The 21,869-nt window shown below is 59.1% G+C and carries 19 protein-coding genes; 15 read left to right on the forward strand and 4 right to left on the reverse strand.

Annotated features, from left to right (window positions below; all coding sequences use genetic code 11):
* Positions 1 to 22 precede the first annotated feature (22 nt).
* The 8 genes from ACN9MO_RS34275 to ACN9MO_RS34310 all read left to right on the forward strand — a co-directional run bounded on the left by ACN9MO_RS34275 (position 23) and on the right by ACN9MO_RS34310 (position 9,253).
* Positions 23 to 1,045, forward strand: coding sequence for an ABC transporter permease (locus ACN9MO_RS34275; protein WP_425988907.1), 1,023 nt, complete (start codon positions 23 to 25; stop codon positions 1,043 to 1,045).
* 29 nt (positions 1,046 to 1,074) lie between these two features.
* Positions 1,075 to 2,085, forward strand: coding sequence for a substrate-binding domain-containing protein (locus tag ACN9MO_RS34280; protein ID WP_425988910.1), 1,011 nt, complete (start codon positions 1,075 to 1,077; stop codon positions 2,083 to 2,085).
* Between the two features lie 75 nt (positions 2,086 to 2,160).
* Positions 2,161 to 3,729, forward strand: a complete 1,569-nt coding sequence (locus tag ACN9MO_RS34285) for a sugar ABC transporter ATP-binding protein (RefSeq protein ID WP_425988913.1) — start codon at positions 2,161 to 2,163, stop codon at positions 3,727 to 3,729.
* Positions 3,726 to 4,760, forward strand: a complete 1,035-nt coding sequence (locus tag ACN9MO_RS34290) for an ABC transporter permease (protein ID WP_425988916.1) — start codon at positions 3,726 to 3,728, stop codon at positions 4,758 to 4,760. The genes ACN9MO_RS34285 and ACN9MO_RS34290 overlap by 4 nt, the downstream gene beginning before the upstream one ends.
* A 22-nt stretch (positions 4,761 to 4,782) precedes the next feature.
* Positions 4,783 to 5,784: a dihydroxyacetone kinase subunit DhaK gene (locus ACN9MO_RS34295; protein WP_425988919.1), complete on the forward strand. Its 1,002-nt coding sequence runs from the start codon at positions 4,783 to 4,785 to the stop codon at positions 5,782 to 5,784.
* Between the two features lie 4 nt (positions 5,785 to 5,788).
* Positions 5,789 to 6,436 carry a dihydroxyacetone kinase family protein gene (locus tag ACN9MO_RS34300; protein ID WP_425988921.1) on the forward strand — a complete coding sequence of 216 codons (648 nt, stop codon included), beginning with the start codon at positions 5,789 to 5,791 and terminating at the stop codon, positions 6,434 to 6,436.
* 35 nt (positions 6,437 to 6,471) lie between these two features.
* The gene (locus ACN9MO_RS34305) at positions 6,472 to 8,097 is read left to right on the forward strand and encodes an FGGY-family carbohydrate kinase (RefSeq protein WP_425988924.1); all 1,626 of its coding nucleotides are present in this window, start codon (positions 6,472 to 6,474) and stop codon (positions 8,095 to 8,097) included.
* Between the two features lie 478 nt (positions 8,098 to 8,575).
* Positions 8,576 to 9,253, forward strand: coding sequence for an intradiol ring-cleavage dioxygenase (locus tag ACN9MO_RS34310; protein ID WP_309140390.1), 678 nt, complete (start codon positions 8,576 to 8,578; stop codon positions 9,251 to 9,253).
* Positions 9,254 to 9,362: 109 nt separating this feature from the next.
* Here ACN9MO_RS34310 and ACN9MO_RS34315 read toward each other — a convergent pair whose 3' ends face one another.
* The 4 genes from ACN9MO_RS34315 to ACN9MO_RS34330 all read right to left on the reverse strand — a co-directional run bounded on the left by ACN9MO_RS34315 (position 9,363) and on the right by ACN9MO_RS34330 (position 13,350).
* Positions 9,363 to 10,316 (reverse strand): ornithine cyclodeaminase family protein, encoded by a 954-nt coding sequence (locus ACN9MO_RS34315; RefSeq protein ID WP_057248340.1) that lies wholly within the window; start codon positions 10,314 to 10,316, stop codon positions 9,363 to 9,365.
* Positions 10,317 to 10,507: 191 nt separating this feature from the next.
* Positions 10,508 to 11,368 (reverse strand): D-amino-acid transaminase, encoded by an 861-nt coding sequence (locus ACN9MO_RS34320; protein ID WP_057248339.1) that lies wholly within the window; start codon positions 11,366 to 11,368, stop codon positions 10,508 to 10,510.
* Between the two features lie 66 nt (positions 11,369 to 11,434).
* Positions 11,435 to 12,232 carry a M55 family metallopeptidase gene (locus ACN9MO_RS34325; RefSeq protein ID WP_113133893.1) on the reverse strand — a complete coding sequence of 266 codons (798 nt, stop codon included), beginning with the start codon at positions 12,230 to 12,232 and terminating at the stop codon, positions 11,435 to 11,437.
* A gap of 176 nt (positions 12,233 to 12,408) precedes the next feature.
* Positions 12,409 to 13,350 (reverse strand): MurR/RpiR family transcriptional regulator, encoded by a 942-nt coding sequence (locus ACN9MO_RS34330; protein ID WP_244495518.1) that lies wholly within the window; start codon positions 13,348 to 13,350, stop codon positions 12,409 to 12,411.
* Positions 13,351 to 13,498: 148 nt separating this feature from the next.
* On the opposite strand from ACN9MO_RS34330, the gene ACN9MO_RS34335 reads away from it, so the two are divergent.
* The 7 genes from ACN9MO_RS34335 to ACN9MO_RS34365 all read left to right on the forward strand — a co-directional run bounded on the left by ACN9MO_RS34335 (position 13,499) and on the right by ACN9MO_RS34365 (position 21,863).
* Positions 13,499 to 15,094, forward strand: a complete 1,596-nt coding sequence (locus ACN9MO_RS34335) for a peptide ABC transporter substrate-binding protein (RefSeq protein ID WP_425988930.1) — start codon at positions 13,499 to 13,501, stop codon at positions 15,092 to 15,094.
* Positions 15,095 to 15,106: 12 nt separating this feature from the next.
* Entirely contained in the window at positions 15,107 to 16,045 is a 939-nt protein-coding gene (locus tag ACN9MO_RS34340; RefSeq protein WP_057248336.1) for an ABC transporter permease, read from the forward strand.
* Positions 16,042 to 16,980: an ABC transporter permease gene (locus ACN9MO_RS34345; protein ID WP_425988933.1), complete on the forward strand. Its 939-nt coding sequence runs from the start codon at positions 16,042 to 16,044 to the stop codon at positions 16,978 to 16,980. Before ACN9MO_RS34340 ends, ACN9MO_RS34345 begins: the two co-directional genes overlap by 4 nt.
* A gap of 50 nt (positions 16,981 to 17,030) precedes the next feature.
* Entirely contained in the window at positions 17,031 to 18,014 is a 984-nt protein-coding gene (locus ACN9MO_RS34350) for an ABC transporter ATP-binding protein (protein WP_425989413.1), read from the forward strand.
* Positions 18,007 to 19,008 (forward strand): ABC transporter ATP-binding protein, encoded by a 1,002-nt coding sequence (locus ACN9MO_RS34355; RefSeq protein ID WP_425988936.1) that lies wholly within the window; start codon positions 18,007 to 18,009, stop codon positions 19,006 to 19,008. The genes ACN9MO_RS34350 and ACN9MO_RS34355 overlap by 8 nt, the downstream gene beginning before the upstream one ends.
* A 182-nt stretch (positions 19,009 to 19,190) precedes the next feature.
* Positions 19,191 to 20,015, forward strand: coding sequence for a creatininase family protein (locus ACN9MO_RS34360; RefSeq protein ID WP_057248332.1), 825 nt, complete (start codon positions 19,191 to 19,193; stop codon positions 20,013 to 20,015).
* Positions 20,016 to 20,276: 261 nt separating this feature from the next.
* Positions 20,277 to 21,863: an ABC transporter substrate-binding protein gene (locus ACN9MO_RS34365; RefSeq protein WP_425988939.1), complete on the forward strand. Its 1,587-nt coding sequence runs from the start codon at positions 20,277 to 20,279 to the stop codon at positions 21,861 to 21,863.
* Positions 21,864 to 21,869: the final 6 nt, after the last annotated feature.

Raw genomic sequence — 21,869 nt, forward strand, 5'->3', positions numbered from 1 at the left:
AGTAAACAAATGGGAGGAGACCATGCAAAAAACCGGCGGGCAGCTGGCGATGCTGGTTGTCATAAACGGCCTTTTGCTTGTGGCGGGCGCCCTGATCTCCGGCGGCTCGTTCCTTTCCGTTTTCAATCTCCAGTCCATGGCGAGCCAGGTGCCGGAAATCGGCCTTTTGGCCATCGGCGTGATGCTGGCCATGTGTGCCGGCAATGGCGGCATCGATCTTTCGGGCATCGCGCTTGCCAATCTCTCAGGCGTGCTGTCCGCTGTCATCGTCTCCTCCTTTCTGTCGGCGACGGACGGCGGCACGGCCTTCAGCCTCGCCTTCATCGCGGGCGCACTCCTCGTCGGCCTCGCCGGCGGCGCCATCAACGGCCTTCTCATCTCGCGGCTGAACATCACGCCCATCCTCTGCACGCTCGGCACCCAGATGGCCTTCATGGGGCTCGCGGTCGTGGTTTCCGGCGGCAAGGCCGTGACGGTTGGCAGCCCGGCACTGCTCTCCAGCGTGGGCAATGACATGATCGCCGCTGTACCGATCAGCTTCATCGTCTTCGTGCTGGTCGCCGGCGTCATCGCCGCGCTCTTGAAGTTCACGCCCTATGGCCTGTGGCTGATGCTGATGGGCACCAATCCCAAGGCCGCCGTCTATGCGGGCTTTCCGAAGAACGGCGTGATCGTCGCCACCTATGCGATTTCCGGCACGCTGTCGGGTCTTGTCGGCGTCATCATTGCGGCGCGCAACGTCAACGTAAAGTTCGATTACGGCAGCTCCTATCTGCTCATTGCTATCCTGATTGCCGTGATGGCGGGCGTGAAGCCGGAGGGCGGCTACGGGCGCGTCGTCTGTGTCGTGCTTTCCGCCATCGCCCTGCAGCTCATGTCGAGCCTGCTCAATTTCGGCGGCCTTTCCAATTTCGTGCGCGATTTTGCCTGGGGCCTGCTGCTGCTCACGTTCCTGGCCGTCGGCCGCTACGATATCGCCGGCTTCCTGTCCCCGGGGCGCCGCTCGCAAACCCCTTCGGTGCCTGTCCCTCAAGCGCCGAAGTGAAACAGGAGGGAAAATTCGTGGAGGAAAACATGAAGTCGTTTTCGAAGAAGGTACTGGCTGGAACCACGGTTGCGGCCGTCGCGCTCGCAGGTTCTGTCGGCGTGTTGGCTGCCCAGGAAAAGCCCGTCATCGCTACCGTGGTCAAGATCAGCGGCATTCCGTGGTTCGACCGCATGAACACGGGCGTTGTCGCCTATCAGGACGCCAATCCTGACGTCGTTGCAAGCCAGAGCGGTCCGGCGACGGCGGACTCGGCTCAGCAGTTGCAGATCGTCAACGACCTCGTCGCCAAGGGCGTCAACGCCCTTGCCGTCGTGCCGATGGACCCGGCTGTTCTGGAAGGCACGTTCCAGCGCGCCATGGAGCGCGGCATCGTGGTCGTGACGCACGAAGCCGACAACCAGATGAACACCAATGCCGACGTCGAAGCCTTCGACAATGCCGACTATGGCGCGGCGCTGAACGAGCGTCTGGCCGAGTGTATGGGCAAGGAAGGCAAGTGGACGACCTTCGTCGGTTCCCTCGGCAGCCGCACGCATATGCAGTGGGTCGGCGCCGGCGAGGAAAATGCCAAGAAGTATGCTGGCATGGAACTCGTCGACCCGAACAATGAATCCTTCGACGACGCCAACGGCACCTATGAAAAGGCCAAGGAAATCCTGCGCAAGCACCCTGATATTAAGGGCTTCCAGACCTCGGCGGGCAACGACGTCCTCGGCGTCGGCCGCGCCATTGACGAAGCGGGCTTGAGCGGCAAGGTTTGCCTCGTCGGCACCGGTCTGCCGAACCCGTCGGCCGACCTTCTCGAATCCGGCGCCATCACGGCGATCGGCTTCTGGGATCCGCAGAAGGCCGGCATGGCGATGAACGCCGTCGCCAAGCTGCTGCTGGCGAAGAAGGAAGTCACCGACGGCATAGACCTCGGCGTCGAAGGCTACAACAAGGTCTCGGTCAAGCAGGGCCCGGGCAAGGGTCTGCTGATTCTCGGCAACGGCATGGTCCTTGCCGACAAGGCGACCTACAAGGAACACCTGTTCTAATCCGGCAAACCGTCAGCCGGCCGGGAGGTTCACCTTCTGGCCGGAACCGTCCGGCGTGGCAACGCGCCGGTCAGCATGAGGACAATTTCCGTGGCGGCACAAGCACATACCGCGCAGCAATCGGCGGCGCTCCTTGAACTTAGAAACATCCAGAAATGGTTCGGCGGCGTCCATGCCCTGCGCGGCATCGACCTGACGCTCCAGCCGGGCGAAGCCTATCATCTTCTGGGTGAAAACGGCTGCGGCAAGAGCACCGTCATCAAGATCATGTCGGGCGCGCATGTGCCGACCTCGGGCGAGATCGTGCTTGGCGGCGAGACCTTCTCGTCGCTGACGCCGATCCAGTCGCTCGCTGCCGGCATCGAGACCGTCTACCAGGACCTGTCGCTGCTGCCGAACCTCACCGTCGCCGAAAACGTCGCGCTGAACGAGCAGTTGGTGAACGCCAACGGCCGTCTCGCGCGCCTTTTCGATCGGAAGCGGTTGAGGGAGACGGCGGAGCGCGCGCTCGCCGCCACCGGCCTTCCAACCGATCGCGGCTTCCTCAACACCATCGTTTCCGACCTGCCGCTCGCCTCGCGCCAGCTCGTCGCTATCGCGCGCGCCATAGCGACCCGCGCCAAGCTCGTCATCATGGACGAGCCGACGACATCTCTGACGCGCCGCGAGGTGGATAATCTCATCCGCGTCGTCGAGCGGCTGCGCTCGGACAACGTCGCCGTGCTCTTCGTCACCCACAAGCTGGACGAATGTTACCGTATCGGGGGCCATGCCGTCGTCTTCCGCGACGGCCAGTGCGTGGCGCAAGGCCCCATCGCGAATTACAGCAAGAAGGAACTGGCCGAACTGATGACCGGCCGTTCCATCGATGCCCAGCGCTACCGCACCGGGAAACCCTCCGACGCCGAACTCCTCAAGGTCGACCGCCTTGTCGCCGATGGTGTGCGGGAGATCAGCTTTTCCCTGAAGAAGGGCGAAATTCTCGGCATCACCGGCCTTGCCGATTCCGGCCGCAACGAACTCGCCATGGCCCTGACCGGCGTCGCGCCCGCGAGCGGTGGTGCGGTCAAGCTCGACGGCAAGACCGTCTCCGTGCGCTCGCCCGCCAAAGCCATCGAGCAGGGCATCGGCTATGTGCCGGAGGACCGGCTGGCGGAAGGCCTCTTCCTTGACAAGTCGATCCTTGAGAACGAGATCGCGCTCGTCGTCTCGCGCCTCGCCAATTCTCTCGGCGTCGTCGACCGGGAGGAGGGGCGCAAGATCGCCGCCCGGCTTTCCGAGGAAATGCGTCTCAACACGAAAAATCTCGACCTGCCGGTCGGCGCGCTTTCGGGCGGCAACCAGCAGCGCGTGCTGATCGGCCGCTGGCTGAGCATCGCACCGAAGCTGCTCGTGCTGCATGGGCCGACAGTCGGCGTCGATGTCGGCTCCAAGGACACGATCTACCGCGTCATCCAGATGCTTGCGGAAGCGGGCATGGGCCTCGTCATCGTCAGCGACGACCTGCCCGAGCTCCTGGAGAACACCGACCGCATCCTCGTCATGAACAGCGGCCGGGTGGTCGCGGAGATGAATGCGGGACAGGCAACAGAAGACCAACTCTACAAGGCGATGCTGGCGACCACGACGGAGACTGTGCAATGAGCGTTTCACGGACCGATGAATTCCGCGACGCTGCCGACCCGTCGCGTTCCTTCAGCTTCGGTGACCTCGTTCGCCGCCGACCGGAGACCATCACCTTCCTGCTGCTGGTGGCGATCTGCGTGGCCGTCGCCATCGTCAACCCGGCTTTCCTCCAGCCCTCGACGCTCATAGACATCGGCCGCGCCAGTGTGGTCATGGGCCTGTTCGCGCTCGGCGTCTTCATCATCCTGGCGGCGGGCGGTATCGACGTGTCCTTTACGGCGATCGCGGCCTTCACCATGTATTCGATGACGATACTGGTGCAGAGCTACCTGCCGAATCTGCCCATCGTCGTCGTCATCCTCATGGCGACGCTCGGCGGTGCGGCGCTCGGCATCATCAACGGTCTGCTGGTCCATCACCTGAAGGTGCCGTCGCTGATCGTCACCATCGGCACGCAGTATCTGTTCCGCGGCTTTCTGCTCTCCTTCATCGGCACGGTCTGGATAATGTCCCTTCCGCCGCAGATGGGCGCCTTCGGCCGCATGCCGCTCGTTCAGTTCGAGGCCGCCAACGGCGCGCTGATCACGCTGCCGTTCTACTTTCTCGTGCTGCCTGTTGCGGCCTTCGTCACCTGGTGGATCCTCAACCGCACCTTGATGGGACGCGCCATCTTCGCCGTCGGCGGCAATGCCGATATCGCAAGCCGCCTCGGCTACAGCCTGCGCACCGTGCATGTTTTTCTGTTCGGCTATGCGGGCGCGCTCGCGGGCCTTGCCGGCATCATCCATGTTTGCGCCAACCGGCAGGCCAATCCCTTCGATCTCGTCGGCACCGAGATCAACGTCATCGCCGCCGTCGTGCTCGGCGGCGCGCGCATCACCGGCGGCACGGGCACGGTCCTCGGCACCCTTCTCGGCGTGCTCCTGATCGTCGTGCTCAACAGCGTGCTCGTCATGGTCGGCATTCCTAGCACCTGGCAGCGGCTCGTCGTCGGCAGCTTCATCCTGCTCGCCGCCGCCTTCTTCGTCACGCGCCAGCGCAGGAAATAACCCCCACTCCCGGAGGAAATCTATGAAGAAGTTCCTGAACGACCCCGTCAACTTCGTCGACGAAATGCTCGAAGGCATCTACAAGGCGCATCCCACCGTCACCTATACGGCCGATGACTTGCGCTGCCTCGTGACGGCCAAGACCAAACGCGGCAAGGTCGGCATCGCCACCGGCGGCGGTTCGGGGCACCTGCCTACCTTCCTCGGCTTCGTCGGTGACGGCATGCTGGACGGCGCGGCCGTCGGCGGCGTCTTCCAGTCGCCCAGCGCCGAGCAGATGTACCAGGTGACCAAGCACATCGATCAGGGCGCCGGCGTCCTCTACATCTACGGCAACTATACCGGCGACATCATCAACTTCGACATGGCGGCCGAACTTGCCGATCTCGACGGCATCGCCGTCAAGCAGGTCGTCGGCAACGACGACGTCGCCTCGTCCATTGTTGGCGAAGAGCACAAGCGTCGCGGCGTGGCGGGCATCTTCTTCATCTACAAGACCGCCGGCGCCGCCGCCGCCGAGGGCCTATCGCTGGATGAGGTCGCGCGCCTTGCCGACAAGGCACGCCTGCGCACCCGCACCATGGGCGTCGCGCTTTCGAGCTGTGTCGTCCCGGAAATCGGCCACGCCACCTTCTCCATCGGCGAGGACGAGATGGAGATTGGCATGGGCATCCATGGCGAGCCCGGCATCAGCCGCAAGAGGCTCGCGCCGGCCGATGCCGTCGTCGACGAGATGATGGAGCGCGTCTTTGCGGAAACGGACTACAAGCAGGGCGACAATGTTGCAGTGCTGATGAACGGCCTCGGCGGCACGCCGCTCGAAGAACTCTACATCCTCTTCCGCCGTGTCTCGCAGCTTCTAGAAGCGCGCGGCGTTACCGCTAAGTATGTCTGGGTCGGAGAGTTCGCCACCTCGATGGAAATGGCCGGCGCTTCGATTTCGATCCTGCATCTCGACGAGGAGCTGGATCGCCTGATCGCCGCTCCGGCGAACACGCCCTTCTTTCAGCATGTCGCGGGTTGATGCCATGACGCTCCAGACATTGAACGCCGCCGATCTCATCGACCTCTTCAAGAGCTGGAAGGAGCTCTTTGCCGAACAGCGCGATTTCTTGATCGCGCTCGACGGCAAGGTGGGTGACAGCGATCTCGGCATCACCATGAGCAAGTCCTTCGCCGCTGCTGCCGAAGGGCTGGAGGCCGATGGTGAAGCGCCCGGCATCGCCAAGCTGCTGCGCACCGCCGGCGCCACCATGGCCCGCACAGCGCCCTCCACCATGGGCACGCTGACGGCGACCGGGTTCCTGCGCGCAAGCAAGGCCGTCGAAGGCAAGGATGTGTTGGACACCGCCGGCATGGCCGCCTTCTGGCGCGCCTATCGTGACGGCGTTGCCGAACGCGGCAAGGCGAAGGTCGGCGACAAGACGCTGCTTGACGTGCTCGACCCCATCGCGACGACGCTGGAAGCGCAGGCGTCCGCCGGTGTCTCGCTTTCGGATGCGCTGAACCTGACGGCGGATGCGGCTGAACATGCGCTGGAGGCCACCAAGTCCATGCTCGCGCAGCATGGCAAGGCGGCGGCGTTCCAGGAGAAGACGGTCGGCTTGCAGGATGCCGGCGCGACAGTCGGCGCTTTCCTGATCCGTCGCATGGCGCAATTCGTGGCGGGCCGATAGAGCTCGGTCATCCAACCTTCAGTGAGTATGGCCTCATGACCCCGTCCCCGGATCGCAAGTCCCGCTATGTCGTCGGTGTCGATGTCGGCACCGCCAGCGCACGGGCCGGCCTGTTCGACCTTTCGGGGGCGATGCTCGCTTCCGCGAAGCGGGACATTTTGCTGTTCCGTGAGGCGGGTGCAATCGTCGAGCAATCGAGCGCCGAGATCTGGGATGCGGTCTGCTCGAGCGTCCGCGAGGCGGTCACTTCCGCGGGCGTCGATCCCGCCGCGGTGATCGGCCTCGGCTTCGACGCCACCTGCTCGCTCGTCGTGCTCGGCGACGGGGGGGCACCGCTCGCGGTCGGCCCGTCGGAGCGACCGGAACGCGACATCATCATGTGGATGGACCACCGCGCCGTCGGCCAGGCGGAGCGGATCAACGCGGTGGGCCACGAGGTGCTGCGATATGTCGGCGGGCGCGTCTCGCCGGAAATGCAGACGCCGAAGCTGCTCTGGCTGAAGGAAAACCGGCCGCAGGTTTTCGCCACCGCCTGGCAGTTCTTCGACCTTGCCGATTTTCTCACCTGGAAAGCGACGGGTGACCTCGCCCGTTCGACCTGCACGGTCACCTGCAAATGGACCTATCTCGCGCATGAGAACCGTTGGGATCCAAGCTATTTTGAGAAGATAGGTCTTGGGGAGCTTGCCGAAGAAGGTTTTGGCCGGATTGGCACTCGTATCGTCGAGCCGGGCACGCGGCTTGGGTATGGGCTGACGCAGGAAGCAGCTGCCGCGATGGGCATGCAACGTGGAACGGCCGTAGCGGCGGGTATGATCGATGCCCACGCAGGCGGAATTGGCACAGTCGGCATCGGCGGCCGTCCGACGGAAAACCTAGCCTATGTGTTCGGCACCTCATCATGCACAATGACCTCGACGCAAGATCCTGTCTTTGTGCCCGGCGTCTGGGGTCCGTATTACTCGGCCATGGTGCCCGGCCTGTGGCTCAATGAAGGCGGCCAGAGCGCTGCGGGCGCTGCCATCGATCAGCTGCTTGCCTTTCATCCGGCCGCACCGGAAGCGGCCGCGCGGGCGCAAGCGCGAGGAATTCCGCTACCTGTCCTCATGGCCGAGGCAGTCTCCGCCAAGGCGCCGTCGTTGTCTGAGGCCGTGCACCTTGCTGCCGACCTACATGTGGTGCCTGAGTTCCTCGGCAATCGCGCGCCCTTTGCAGATCCGCATGCAAGGGCCGTCATAGCCGGTCTTGGCATGGAACGGGATTTTGATAGCCTCGTTGCGCTTTACGTCGCCGGTCTATGCGGCATCGGCTACGGATTGCGGCAGATCATCGAGGCGCAGGCTAGGGAGGGAGCCTCTGTCGAGCGGGTAGTCATTAGCGGTGGGGCGGGGCGTAGCGGCTTCGTTCGCCAACTCCTTGCCGATGCCTGCGGCAAGGCTGTCGTTGCGCCGTACGCGGAAGAACCGGTCCTGCTCGGCTCTGCCATTCTTGGGGCCGTTGCCTCCGGTGCCTTTGCCGACGTTGCGGCTGCCATGGCGACGCTCAGCACCGTCTCCGCGGCCTATGAGCCGGCTGGCGGCGAAATCGCCGAAAAGCATCAAAGGCGCTTCCGCTGCTTCGAGGATCTTCAGACTTTCACGCGCTCGACGTTGGGCTTTTAACAGTCTTGGCCTGTTGGCTCTCGCCGACTTCGACGCCAGCATCAACGCCCAACGCATAAAGCATCGCAACGAGAGCGGCGGCAATCCGGCGCTCCTAGGCGCATTTGGCGATCCGCGGCACCTTCGCGCAAGGGGCGAAGGAAGACCGTTCTTCACGAGCCCGTGCACCGCTTGTTGCGAGATGTTCACGTTCTGGGCAAAAAAATCTCATAATGTATCGCATGGAACCGGAACGGCCTTCGCAGCGCTGAAGTGCGGCACCACGCAAGCAAGTCCCACCTGTGTTATGTTTTGATCTCGGCCAAACGATTAGATTGGTCGAGGATGTCAATTCCCATCAAGGCGTGAGATTTGGGTAGCTTTCGACCTAAAGCAGACGACGTCAATGGAACGGCATTGCTACTGCTCCAAGTCAGACACCAGATGCCGGCGTGCAAACCGTGTAGACCGGCGACGCTTCAGCAGCAGCCCTCGCCTGATGAAGTTGCCGGTCGCGAATTCTGGTAATGTCCGCCCCACTTCTGCCCAATGGACCCGCAACGATCTTGGCTTCCATGTTTGGAGATACAACGCCATGCCGACCCGGCGACATTTCCTTATCAGCTTCGTCGCCACGCCGATTGTGCTGCCGAGATTCGGCCATGCAGCCGGCGCTCCCGTGGAGCTGCCGCTTACGGCTAGTTGCGGTGATGACCACCATCTGACGCCGGCACAGACCGAAGGCCCGTATTTTACGCCGCAGAGCCCTGAAAAACAGGACTTCGCGAGCGATGCACCGGGCGGTGAAAGAATGACACTTGTTGGCTACGTGCTAACCAAGGACTGCCAACCGGTAGCAAAAGCGTTGATCGAGCTATGGCACGCCGATGAGACCGGCACCTACGACAATAGCGGATACAAACTCCGCGGACATCAATTCACGGATGCAGAAGGCAAATGGTGGTTCGAGACGATCGTGCCTGGACTCTATCCTGGTCGCACCCGGCATTACCACGTGAAAGTCCAAAGGCCCGGCGGGAACGTGCTGACGACGCAGCTGTATTTTGCCGGTGAGCCGGACAATGAACGTGACCGCATATTCAACGCAGCCTTGTTGCTCGATATCAGAACGACGAGTGACGGAAAATTCGGCCGTTACGATTTCATAGTGGCGTAACCGCGCTTTGCATCCAGCCCTACTGGGGGCTACGCCGTGGCAGAGCGTGTCTGGAGCTTTGCGAAAGCATTTCGGAGCTCGCCGGAGCTCCGAATCTGCATATGATAGTTTAAATGCGTCTATAGACGAGCTGGGCCGCGGTAAGGTCGGCGAGCCCAGAGCCTACACTTTTGAAACAAGTGATCTGGTCTGCGTTCGCACGTGCGAATTCGTCCTTTCGGCACAGGTCGGTGAGAGTGCCAAGAATGGCGTTCTTGCCAATTACCCCCTCGGCGAGTGGCTTGATAAGCTCTCCCGCCTCCTCAAGCGCTACCGCAGTGTCGACGTAGATCGACGAGCGGCGCATCACTTCATCATCCGCCTCTCGCATCTCCGGGGTGAACGCCCCAATGAGATCGACGTGAGTGCCCGGTTTCAGCCACTCGCCTCGAATGATGGGTGCGGTTGCAAGCGTTGCGGCGCTGACTATGTCGGCGGATTCTATTGCGGTTTTAATGTCTGTCGTGGATTTCGCGGGAAGACCCTGGTCACGGAGGGAAGAGGCGAGGCGGTCGGCTTGTTCGGGATTGATGTCCCAGATGACGATGCGCCGAAGCCGTCGTACAGCTGAGTAGGCGTCCGCGATCAGGCTTCCCACACGGCCCGCGCCTATAATGACAAGCGATGAGGCGTCCTCTCGAGAAAGATATTTGGCCCCAAGTGCTGAGGTTGCCACAGTGCGCCGGCTCGTCAGCGTGTTTCCATCCATGAGGGCCAACTGCTCTCCGGTGATGGCGTCGTAGAGCATGTATGTCGATACGACAGCAGGCAGCCTACGGTTCATGTTGCCCGGCATAATGGTCACCAGTTTCACGCCGAGAAAATGATCCTCGTCATCGGCGTTGGACCAGGCCGGCATCAAGAGCAACGTACCGTCAGGTTCGCCTTCGCTGCGTAATGTGTGATGGTGGCGCGCGGGTGTCTGGCATCCCTTCGCAAAGCCCCGTTGAAGAGCCGCAACCAATTCCGGGAAGGGAAGCTTTGCGGCGGTCTGTCTGGCGTCTAATAGCAGTGGTTCACCCATATTCGACTCCTGCTCCGTGGCAGCTTAGAGGGTTGTGATACTATGTGTGGGTCAACAGCGAGTTGGCTCGCCGACTTGCAACTCGGCTCCCCGCATCAAGGTCGCGCTAATCCGCCGCCGTACAAAACGTCGTTAGAACGAACCAATTGGGGGCATATGGGGCGTTGGCTAAACGCCAGACGCCCTATGGATTAAATCGCCGCTCGACGCGCCTCATCGATATAGAGTTCACGCAAGCCGGTGGCGATCGGTCCCGGCAGGCCTGTCCCGATCCTTGCGCCGTCGATTTCGACCACGGGCATGACGAAGGAGGATGCCCCAGTGATGAATGCCTCGTCAGCAGCCTTAGCCTCCTCGATTGTGAAGGCCCGTTCGGCGACTTCCATCCGTGCTTCCCTGGCGTAGCGCAACAGCGTGGCGCGCGTGATGCCGTGCAGAATGTCGTTCGATAAGGCTCGAGTGATGATCCTGCCAGACTTGATGATGTAGGCGTTGTTTGCGGTTCCCTCGGTGACGAAGCCGTCCTGTATGAACCAACCGTCATCTGCTCCCGCCTCTTTTGCCATCATCTTCGCCATCGAAGGATAGAGGAGTTGCACCGTCTTAATGTCGCGACGACCCCAGCGGATGTCTGGGACCGAGATAACCTTGATGCCGGTCCTCGCTTGCGGGGCATCCACGAGATTGGCAACCGTCTGGGTGAAAAGCACGACCGTCGGCTCGACGTCGGGTGCAGGGAAGGCGAAATCGCGGCGGCCAGGATTGCCGCGCGAAATTTGTAGGTAGACCAGTCCCTCGATAATCTTGTTCCGCTCGACCAACTCGCGGTGGATGGCCAGCAGCACTTGCTGGGACAGCGGATGGCGAATGCCCAGTTCGCCGAGCGAGCGTTCAAGACGCGCGGCATGGCCGCCGAAATCAAGCAGCTTGCCATCGACAACCGAGGTCACTTCGTAGACGGCATCGGCAAAGACAAACCCACGGTCGAAGATCGAGATTTTCGCTTCGGTCTCCTCCAGAAATTCCCCATTCAGATATACAATTCGGCTCAACTGTTTAGCCCTCACTCGGGTCCTCGGTTATCATTCGGAAGACAAGAACATCCCGCGACGGCGCATCTAGACGACGAAGCGTATCGCACGTTGGATCTCGAAGTAGTCTTGCGCGTTGAAGCGCAACGTCCGTGGCGCGATATGCTCCATGCCGGGGTACCAGCTATTCCTATAGGCGTCCGTCGGATTGGTGTATTCAACGACGAGCTCGAACTCTTCGGCAAGATTCGGCAGCGAGTTGTTGTAGTTTCCCGACAGGGCCTTCTCCACGCCTTCACGGATCGCGATTACCGCAGCCGCCGGGACCAACGATTTTGTCGCCGGACCAAAGCCTTCACTGGTGGCTAGTGTCGCGATGCCCGGTACCGCGACCTCAGCTTCGGCACACATTCCTGCATCACCGGAAAGAAATGCCGAGGGGACACCGTAGCGCGAAGCACAGAGGGCATTGAGTGTGAATTCCGAAGCCACTTCGCCGTTGATCAGCAGTCTGGAAACCGCTCCGCTCAGCGTATGAGCGAGAGGATTCGTATCGGTGCCCGCCTTGTTGTGGTAGCCGATATAGAGAGCGGCTGAAAAACTCGTATCGATGCCGAACATCATCTCATCCGGATGCCCGCTCCAGCCCCTGACGACGCTCACGTACGGCGGCAGTTTTGATAGGATTAGGTTGCGAGCCGACGAATGTGCGTCTTTCACGACGATTTCCGTTGCGCCGGCCGCTTGCGCTCCTTCGCAGGCGGCTACGAGTTCATTCGTCATGTATTCGCGGAATTCTACGTACTCCGGCTGGCCCTTCTTGGCTTCGTCCCAAGCCGTAATCCCTGCAGTGCCTTCGATATCCGAGCTGATGAAAATCTTCATGTTGGGTTCCCTTGCGTACGAAAATGCGGACGAGCCAAAGGGACACCCGGAGTACCTCAGGGCGGCCTTTGCCTCGCGTGGCGGCAGGCTAGTTCGGTGTAAGTTCGTGTCTTCCGGTCTTGGCTGTCAGTGCCAAGTTGGATTGCGACAGATTCTCAAATTCAGAAGTTCGCCGGTCATGATTTGGTATCCTGCCGGGCAGCTTCACCGACATATCCGATGAAATCGCCATGTAGGCGGGTTACAGCGTTGAGGCGTTCCTCCACTTGTGGGCCAAGCTCCTTGAATACCGAGTTAATCAGGAGGTTGCTCAGGTTCGCCATATGAGCCGTCGAATCCCAAAACATATCGAACTCCGTTCGCACGACGAACATTTCATCGGCAAGATCATGACCCCAATCGCAATAGGCATCAGTTATTAGCGTTAGCGGGATGCCGCGCGACTTCGCGCTCTTGGCCAATGATTCCGATAGCCGCGAGTATCTTCGCGCCTCAAAGATCACGAGCGCAGTCGATTTTTCTCCATTTAACAATGCCTCGGAGAAGTTGCCGCCGGCGATATCGACAAGATGCACGTTAGGCCGCAGATATTGGAGCTGATGGGCAAAGTAGTGTGCAAGACCCCGCTCCGTCTGGAAGCCTGCGATAAAGACCTGCCGGTCGCGAGCAATTTTTTTCACCGCGCGGGCCCACTGCTCTGTTCGCGCGAGTTCATAGATCCGAACGAGGCTGGCGATTTCTAACTCGAGCCCGCGTCCCGGTTCGTCTTCACCGGTTTTGTTTCGATCATGAAACTCCTTCAGGCGGTCACCGAGCAGCCAGGGACCTCCACCGATGTCATGCTGGAGGTCTTCCTTCAAAGCTTTGAAGTTCTGATAGCCCAAAGTACGGCAAAAGCGTCCCACAGTCGGTTCGCTCACACCTATCCGCTTCGAGATTGAGGCGGCGGTGTCAAACGGCAGTTCAGCGATGCTTGCCAGCATGAAAGTCGCTATTCGGCGCTCCGCCTTCGACCCCGTGACAAGATAATCATTTAAGCGTTGCTCTACCGTCTTCGCGGACATTTGAAGCCTTGATAGTTCCGTAATCGTGCCGTTCCGGTGAAAGGAAACTTTCATCCGAAAGCCGTTCTAACATTTCATATGCCCCGAATTGGAAGGGTGTCAAACTGAAATTTAAATTACAAAATACATATTGACTTTATAGAACTTACAAATAGCCTGTCGCAGAAAGTTCGATCTACGGGCTAAAAATAGGGGAACTAAAATGAGGAAAAAGGTCTTTCTGGCCTCGATGCTTGCTGCCTTGTCGTCGGCGGCTCCGACGTTTTCAACGCCGGCCGCTGCCGACGAGGGCCAGACGTTCCGGATGATCGTCCAGGAGCCACGTTTCATGGACCCCAATCTGGTGGACGACGGTGGGGTTGCCATCCAGACCCAGCTCTTCGAGCCGCTCGCAAAGATTCAGAACGACGGCACGCTCGTTTATTTGCAAGCCAATTCGATCGAGCGATCCAGCGATGGTTTGACCTGGACCGTAAAGCTGAAGCCGGAGAATAAGTGGTCGAATGGCGAGCCCGTAACCGCCATGGATTGGGAGTACTCTCTCAAGCGCATCCTGGATCCGAGCATCGCGAGCGGAAACGCGCAATTTTTGACGGAGATCAAGGGCGCCAAGGCGTACAACTCCGGCGAGACCAAAGACGCCTCGGCGGTCCATATCAAAGCCGTGGATGATTTCACGCTGGTTATCGAAACAGAACGAGTGGCGCCCTCATTCCTGGCGAAGCTTGCGCTCCCTTACATTACTCCCGTTCCGCAGGCCGTGGTGGCTCAATGGGGCGAGCGATGGACGCTTCCCGAACATATCGTTTCCAATGGACCATACAAACTTGTGGCCCGGGTAAACGATCAATCGATCGAAATGAACGTCAATTCCTTCTATGCCGGGAAGAAGCCGACAATTGACACAATCAGAATGACGGTCGCGTCGGGCGATATCTGCGAAGCGCAACTTCGAGCTTATGAAGCTGAGGAGATCGACTTCGCCACCTGCATTCCGATACAGGACATTCAGCGGGTTCGGCAGGACGCCACTCTCGCAAAAGAATTGATTACGAATCTTGATTCCGGAACCTGGTGGGTCCAGTACGATAATTCGCATGCTCCGTGGGACAACAAGGACGTGCGGCACGCATTGAGCCTGGCCATTGATAGGAACGCGCTGTCGTCAGTCATTAGCGATGGAACCGCGGCAGTGGCAAATACGATCGTTCCGCCAGGTATTCCTGGTGCAAACGAGGACGACGCCATCAAGGGAAATGTGGAGACTGCCCGCGAGCTTCTAGCCAAGGCTGGCTACCCGAATGGCGCCGGTTTCCCTCCATTCACCCTCACAGTACGTGATAGCGCTTCGCAGCCGATCGTAGCACAACTGCTGCAGCAGATGTGGTCGGAGAATCTCGGCATCAACGCCACGATCAACGTCATGGAGCTGAAGGCTTTCGCCGCTTGGGTGAACGCCCGCAAGAATGCGCCCTACGACATGATAACTGCTCTTTGGGTATCCGACTATGCGGATCCTGAAAATTGGTATGGCGATCTGATCACCGACGACTATCGCAACAGCCATTTCCGCAACGAGGACTTCGCGTCGCTCATCAAACAAGCGAAGGTAGCTACGGACGAAACTCAGAGGATTGAGACCTACCGGCAAGCAAACAAGATCTTCGAAGAGCAACAACCGATGAGCGCCCTTTATCGGGAAACGTCGCTCTGGCTTGTGAAGCCTTATGTCAAAAACCTTCGGCCCGACACTACTCTTAGACTCTATCCCCTCCGCGATACGGAAATCGTTCGGTAGGCTGGGACAGACATGTTCTCCTTTATATTGAAGCGAGTGCTTGCCAGTATCCCAACTCTCTTGGTTGTTTACACGGTAACATTCGCGATAGCCCATCTCACGCCTGGCTCGCCATGGGACAGCGCGAGCGCAAATCGGCCGATGGAGCCAGCCGCGAAGGCTGCCCTGGATGCGAAATACAATCTGGATGCGCCGTTGCACATTCAGTACGTCGGTTATCTCTGGGGTGCCGTTCAAGGCGATCTTGGGCCGTCGTTTCGTGACCCCACGCAATCCGTCACCGATATCGTGAAGAAGTTTCTTCCGACGTCGCTTGCCCTCGGCTCAATGGCGATAGCCCTCGCCATCGTCATGGGGCTACTGCTTGGCGTCCTGGCGGCCCTGACACGTTCGAGAGCTCTGGAGACTGCTATACTGTTCTTCTGTACCTTCTGCGTGTCTCTACCAACCTACATCATCACTGCAGTGTTGATCGTAACGTTGGGCGTCGGACTTGGACTTGTTCCAACGTTTGGGTGGAAGGGGCTCTTTTCCACCTCGGCCATCGTTCCCGTGGTTTCCCTCGCTCTCGCTCCAATGGCGGCGATTGCCCGTTACTGTCGAAACTGTGTTCTGGAGGTCATGCACAAGGATTTTGTCCGTTCAGCTCGGGCGAAAGGAGTGAAACGAGGGCGCATCATCGCGGTTCATATACTGAGAAATGCCATTATTCCTGTCGTGACAGTTGCCGGTTCATACGCCTCCTCGGTACTCGTTGGTTCATTCTTCGTGGAATCCATCGCCGGCGTGCCTGGGTTCGGGCGGTACTTCGTGCTGGCGGTGTCGGCAAGAGACTATCCTGTCATCATTGCGACGACCCTCGTGTACGCGGTGATTGTGGTCCTCTGCAATCTGCTCGTCGACATCGCTCATTTCATAATCGACCCCCGAACCCGCGAGGACGTACGATGACGATAGTGCCATCTATCCAGCGGCGTGGTGTTTCACTGCTACCCACATCTATCCGCAGCAAGCCCGGTCTAGCCGTTGCCATAGCATTCCTGGTGCTGATCGTCGTTGTTGCTGCATCCGCTTCATTCCTGCCTTACGACGCGTATCGCCAGGATCTGCTTCACAGAAATTCGCCCCCCAGTTGGAACCACATACTCGGGACCGACGAGTTGGGACGTGACATGCTGGCTCGTCTTGCGATCGGAGCCCGTGTCTCACTGGTAGTTGCCGTGACATCCACCGTGGCGGCAGTTCTCATCGGCATCGCTGTCGGCGCTATCGCAGGATACAAGCGAGGCTGGATTGACAGTGTTTGCATGCGCTTCGTTGACAGCATGTACGCATTTCCCGACACGTTGTTTGCAATTCTGATCGCCGGAGTTGTGAAGGGGCAGTTGAGCCAGTCTTCCACTGACTTCTTTTCACCGATAACGGCGCTTTATAAAATGTCGGGAGGGCTGTTCGGCGTCTTCCTCACTTTGAGTTTTACCTCTTGGCTGGTTTGCGCCCGCATTGTACGCGCAGAGGTGATCATACTTCGATCGGCGGAATACGTTGCGGCCGCTCGATTGGCGGGTGCCTCAGACTTATTCGTAATGCGGCGCCACATTCTGCCGAACTGCCTGCCGGTGATTATCGTCGCCGCGACGTTTGTCGTGCCAAGTGCGATTCTGCTTGAAGCTGGCCTGAGCTTCCTGGGCGTTGGCGTCGATCCACCCACACCGAGCTGGGGAGCGATGATCGCGTCGGGCCTGAGGTCGATGCAGTCCTATCCGCATCTGCTCATAACGCCAGCGATAGCGGTGGGGCTCACCTTGCTGTCCATAAACGTCGTCGGCGACGCATTGCGCGAACACTTCGATCCTTCGTTCAGACGCGGCGGAGAGGCCTCATGAGTGAACTCCTGAAACAAATCGGCGAGACGACAAATAATGCCGGTGCTCGCCTGGGCGATACGATCCTCGAAGCTCGAGACCTGCATGTCATTTTTGGCACCGGTGTGCGGGCGGTGGATGGAATCAATCTCAAGATCTATCGCGGCGAAACGCTCGGGGTCGTGGGGGAGAGCGGTTGTGGCAAATCCACCCTTGGGCGCACATTGTGCATGCTCGAGGCCCCGACTGGCGGAAGCGTTGCGCTTAATGGCCTGCACATCAGCGATATGAAGGGGAGCAGCTTGCGTGAGGCCAGGAAGAGCCTGCAAATGGTGTTCCAGGACCCGTACAGCAGCCTTGATCCAAGGCAGCGGGCGGGCGAGATCATTGGGGAGCCACTCCTTCTGGCCGGCGTCGACAAAAAGCAGCGGCAGTCGCGGGTGAATGAACTGCTTGATCTCGTTTCGATCGGAGCGTCCGGGTATGCGAAGTTTCCTCGTGAGTTCAGCGGCGGGCAGCGGCAGCGAATTGGGATTGCCCGGTCACTCGCCGCAAACCCCGAAATTATAATCTGCGACGAGCCCGTCAGTGCGCTCGATGTGTCCGTTCAGGCTCAGATCGTCAATTTGCTTGTATCGTTGCAGCGCAAGCTAAACCTGACCTACGTGTTCATATCCCACGACTTGGCGGTCGTTCGGCAGATGGCGGACCGGGTTGCGGTCATGTACCTTGGTCGAATTGTCGAGCTAGCGGATGCGGATAAGATATTTGCAGCTCCGCGTCATCCCTACACAGCAGCCTTGCTGTCTGCGGTGCCGAGAATGCCGACATCTTCAGCCAAGCGCAAACCGATCTCACTGCCGGGCGATCCTCCTTCTCCAATGCATTTGCCACCCGGCTGTCGGTTCCAAGCGCGATGCTGGCTCAGGCAAAAGCTCGGTTCACCGGACGTATGCTCCGCCGTCGACCCGATGTTGTCGGGCACGGGTGACCACCAGGCGGCCTGTCACTTTCAAGAACATGTCGACGCACAGCGCGGAGCCCAGAATGCTTAATCAAATCAGACATTCTGCCGATCATGATGCGATATTGTCAGTTGAGAATCTGTCGATAGACATTGAAAGCAAGCGCGGTGTGCTTCATGTCGTGCGCGGTGTTTCCTTCCACGTCAATGCAGGTGACCGGATTGGTGTTGTAGGAGAGTCGGGATGCGGGAAGTCAACTCTGGCTCTCGCCATCATGAGACTGCTCGCTCCGGGGGCGGCTCCCGTCGGTGGTAGCATTCAGTTTCTTGGAACCGATCTGCTCGCGCTGTCGGAAACGGAGATGCGCCGACTGCGCGGCAACGAGATTGGAATGGTTTTTCAGGACCCTGCGGCGAGCCTGAACCCGATGATGACCGCAGGGCGCCAAGTCGGCGAGACAATCGAGGCCCATAAGGGCGTCTCGAGAAAGATCTCGGCCAGCGCGGCGGTCGACATGATGCGCTCCGTCAAGATTCCTGAGCCAGCCGTCCGCGCCGGCCAGTATCCGCACCAGTTTTCCGGGGGCATGCGTCAGCGTATTGTCATCGCGATGGGAACTGCGAACACGCCCAAATTGATCATAGCCGACGAGCCGACCACGGCTCTCGATGTCACTGTTCAAGCGCAGGTCATCGAGCTCCTCGAAAAGATGAACACCGATACCGGTTCGTCGATTGTCTTCATTTCTCACAATATCGCCCTGGTGTCGGAGTTTTGCTCCCGGGTGGTAGTCATGTACGCCGGGCGTATAGTCGAAGAAGGTTCAACATCGGACATCTTTTCGAGACCGTATCATCCCTACACTTCGGCGCTCATAAAATCGGTTCCTCCGCTTGATGAACGTCTTGCGGACGGATTGGTCCCGATCGAAGGGCGGCCGCCAAACTTGGCGAGCAAGCAAGTTGGATGCGCCTTTGCGGCTAGGTGCAGTTCTAAAGTCGAGAAGTGCACACAGAGCAGTCCGCCCCTTGTGGCGATGGGGCCCCGAAAGGTTGCATGCTGGGTGACTGGGGCACACTCGTAACTGACTTACATGGGGTGGTGACCTCCCGAGACGTCCGGGTCCCCGACCGCGACTGCCTATAGGAATGGTGTTCGGCGCAGCACGCGTCCGTTCTCCCTGTATCCCGCGCGCGCTCGATCTGGCCCGACGCAGGGTGCACGCATCGCAGCCGGCAAACTTGTTTATCTTTGGAGGGGTATTGAATGATTGAAGTCGAATGGACGTGCATGACTGCCCCGGATCTGCGGGCAATCGCGATGCAGAAAAACGCGCTCGCAATCCTTCCCATAGGTTCCCTTGAGCAACACGGACCGCATCTCCCCGTTGTTACTGATACAGCGAGCGCGTCGGAAGCGGCCATTCGGGCCGCGCGGCGGGTGGCCGCTGAGACTGCTGTCGCAGTATTGCCGGGGCTGTGGCTTGGAATGAGCGAGCACCACATTCCCTTCGGTGGCACGATCTCGGTCGACTATGAGACAATGAACAAGGTCCTGCGGTGTATCGTGCGCTCGCTGAAGGCACTGGGCTTCGCTCGGCTGATGATCGTAAATGGGCATGGAGGTAACGTTGAGCCGCTCGCCGTCTCGGTGCGAGAGCTGGCGGTCGAATTTGAGATCCCGATTGTTTCTTGTCTGCCCTGGGGATTGGCGCGAGAGGAAGCTTTGAAGATTTTTGAAGTCGATAAGCGCTCTCAGCACGCTTGCGAGGGTGAAGCGTCCGTCATGCTGGCGATTACTCCTGAAACGGTTCGTTCAGATCGTTTCGAGCAAGCGTTCGCGGAGCAAACCCATCCATTGAACCCACAACTCGGCGGCACGCGATTCTACTCCTTTGCCGAGTATGCTCCGGTCTCAGGAACATGGGGAGATCCTCGCAGCGCGACGGCGGAGAAGGGCGAGCGCTTCCTGGATCTGCAGGCATCAGAACTGGTGAAGCTCATCCAGCTTCCAACGCTGTGGACCAAACCTGATCCAGTGTGGACCCCGGGGCGCGGCTTACAATCCACTGAAGGAAGGCCGGGTAAATAGCGGACCAATTCGTCCTCCTTTACCGAAAGAGGATCCGCGACGATCCCTAAGGAACCCGGCTGCGAAAAAGGTCATCATTGCCGACTGCCTCTGCGCGCGTTGAGCGGGCTCGAATGGGAGTCCGCTTCATTGATTTGATATCTTTCTGTCATATTTATGTTGACGACAGAAAAATATCATCTTATCGATTGCAGAACAAAAATCACAATAAACGCGGGTCTAGTGCGAAATATTAGTATTTTAGAGCTTTGTGGAGGACTCATGAATCGCCGCGAACTGTTAATATCTTCGTCAATTCTTGCTATCGCCTCAACATCTTTGTTTTCTAATGTTGCCATAGCGGCTGCATCTCCGTGGGAAGCTACAATCGTACTATCTAGCGACGAGAATGGCGCACCACATTTGGATCCGATCCGAGCAACCTTGCTGAGCGTCACTGCCGGATTGATCTATGATCGGCTTATCGCGATGTCCAACGATCATACATTTCACCCGCATCTGGCGGAGTCATGGGACGAGAGCGAAGACGGGTTGAATTGGACATTCGTGCTGAAGAAGAACGTCCGTTTCCATGACGGAGAGCTCTTTAATGCCGACACTGTCGTCTGGTGGATCTCGAAATTCGAAGGTAGCGCGAACCAGCATGTGAGCAGCGCGATTGATCGTGTTGTCGTGGTGGATGAGCACAATGTTCGTTTCGAAATGAAGCGACCGGATCCCAATCTCCTCTATAATCTCGCCTCATACTTTATGGGGATCCCGTCACCCAAGGCCTATGAGGCCGCTGCGGGGAATTTCGGGGTGATCGAAGCCGTCGGGACAGGTCCGTACAAGCTGGAGAGCTTTGCTGTCGGGCAGGAGACGGTCCTTGTCGCCAACGAGGAGTATGCATGGGGCAGTGAGCTGTCCGAAAACAAGGGGGTGCCGGAGATCAAGCGGCTGGTTCTCCGTGAAATTCAAGATTCGTCGGCAACCTTTTTGGAAATGGACACCGGCGGCGCGGACATATTGATGGGCGTGCCCACCGAGTTCGTGCCGCGTCTTGCTTTGAACGCCGACGTCGAGCTCCGGAACATGCCCGCGACCGGTGTCTCCTACCTCCAGTTCAACACAAGCAGCGCGCCGTTCTCTGACCGGCTAGTGCGGCAGGCTATTGCGCACGCCGTAGATCAGGAGCCTATTCTCAAGGCCGTGTTCAGCGGATCAGGCGCCACGGCCCATCAATTTCTTGTTTCATCGCTCGAAGAGTCGAAGGTTCAACCTGAGTTTTTGATCCGCAAGGATACCGAGAAAGCCAAGCAGCTTCTCGACCAGGCCGGTTGGTTGCTTGGGTCTGATGGCATCCGAACGAAAAACGGCCAGCCGCTGAAAGTGCGCCTCTGGTCGGCTTCCGAAACCGCCTACAAACGTATGGCGGAGATTGTTCAGGCGCAGCTGAAGCCCGTCGGGGTGATAGCCGAAGTTGCCCTTTTTGACAGCGCCAGTCTTCGGGACGCTTTGCGAAAGGGTGACCATCAGTTGGTGATCAGCCACTACGATTGGGACAACGCCGATATTCTTGATTGGTGCTTCAGCGCAAAGAATATCCCGCATCCGAACAGTTCGCGTTGGGATAATCCGCGTTCCGAAAAACTGCGTGAGGACGCCATGAGCGGCGCTCGTAATTGGCGCGAGCGCGTGGCTAAGTACAAGGAATATCATGAGAACTTGCTTGAAAATTTCGTATTCGTCCCCCTGCACGAATTCGAAAAGACGGTCGCTGTTAATCGCAGCAGGTTAGCCATACCGGAACGGATCCGCGAGACGACCGTTGGCAGCGCTACGCTGCTAGACACAAGGTGGCAGTAAGATTGG

Source organism: Ensifer sp. R-19 (assembly GCF_049905105.1).
Taxonomy (GTDB): domain Bacteria; phylum Pseudomonadota; class Alphaproteobacteria; order Rhizobiales; family Rhizobiaceae; genus Ensifer.

Bases quoted from the DNA above. Each gene is read 5' to 3' on its own strand.
- ACN9MO_RS34310 (WP_309140390.1), top strand. From the start codon at position 8,576: ATGAAGTTGCCGGTCGCGAATTCTGGTAATGTCCGCCCCACTTCTGCC.
- ACN9MO_RS34355 (WP_425988936.1), top strand. From the start codon at position 18,007: ATGCTTAATCAAATCAGACATTCTGCCGATCATGATGCGATATTGTCA.
- ACN9MO_RS34365 (WP_425988939.1), top strand. From the start codon at position 20,277: ATGAATCGCCGCGAACTGTTAATATCTTCGTCAATTCTTGCTATCGCC.
- ACN9MO_RS34325 (WP_113133893.1), bottom strand. From the start codon at position 12,232: ATGAAGATTTTCATCAGCTCGGATATCGAAGGCACTGCAGGGATTACG.
- ACN9MO_RS34285 (WP_425988913.1), top strand. From the start codon at position 2,161: ATGAGGACAATTTCCGTGGCGGCACAAGCACATACCGCGCAGCAATCG.
- ACN9MO_RS34290 (WP_425988916.1), top strand. From the start codon at position 3,726: ATGAGCGTTTCACGGACCGATGAATTCCGCGACGCTGCCGACCCGTCG.
- ACN9MO_RS34275 (WP_425988907.1), top strand. From the start codon at position 23: ATGCAAAAAACCGGCGGGCAGCTGGCGATGCTGGTTGTCATAAACGGC.
- ACN9MO_RS34330 (WP_244495518.1), bottom strand. From the start codon at position 13,350: ATGAAAGTTTCCTTTCACCGGAACGGCACGATTACGGAACTATCAAGG.
- ACN9MO_RS34315 (WP_057248340.1), bottom strand. From the start codon at position 10,316: ATGGGTGAACCACTGCTATTAGACGCCAGACAGACCGCCGCAAAGCTT.
- ACN9MO_RS34305 (WP_425988924.1), top strand. From the start codon at position 6,472: ATGACCCCGTCCCCGGATCGCAAGTCCCGCTATGTCGTCGGTGTCGAT.
- ACN9MO_RS34300 (WP_425988921.1), top strand. From the start codon at position 5,789: ATGACGCTCCAGACATTGAACGCCGCCGATCTCATCGACCTCTTCAAG.
- ACN9MO_RS34345 (WP_425988933.1), top strand. From the start codon at position 16,042: ATGACGATAGTGCCATCTATCCAGCGGCGTGGTGTTTCACTGCTACCC.
- ACN9MO_RS34295 (WP_425988919.1), top strand. From the start codon at position 4,783: ATGAAGAAGTTCCTGAACGACCCCGTCAACTTCGTCGACGAAATGCTC.
- ACN9MO_RS34340 (WP_057248336.1), top strand. From the start codon at position 15,107: ATGTTCTCCTTTATATTGAAGCGAGTGCTTGCCAGTATCCCAACTCTC.
- ACN9MO_RS34280 (WP_425988910.1), top strand. From the start codon at position 1,075: ATGAAGTCGTTTTCGAAGAAGGTACTGGCTGGAACCACGGTTGCGGCC.
- ACN9MO_RS34360 (WP_057248332.1), top strand. From the start codon at position 19,191: ATGATTGAAGTCGAATGGACGTGCATGACTGCCCCGGATCTGCGGGCA.
- ACN9MO_RS34335 (WP_425988930.1), top strand. From the start codon at position 13,499: ATGAGGAAAAAGGTCTTTCTGGCCTCGATGCTTGCTGCCTTGTCGTCG.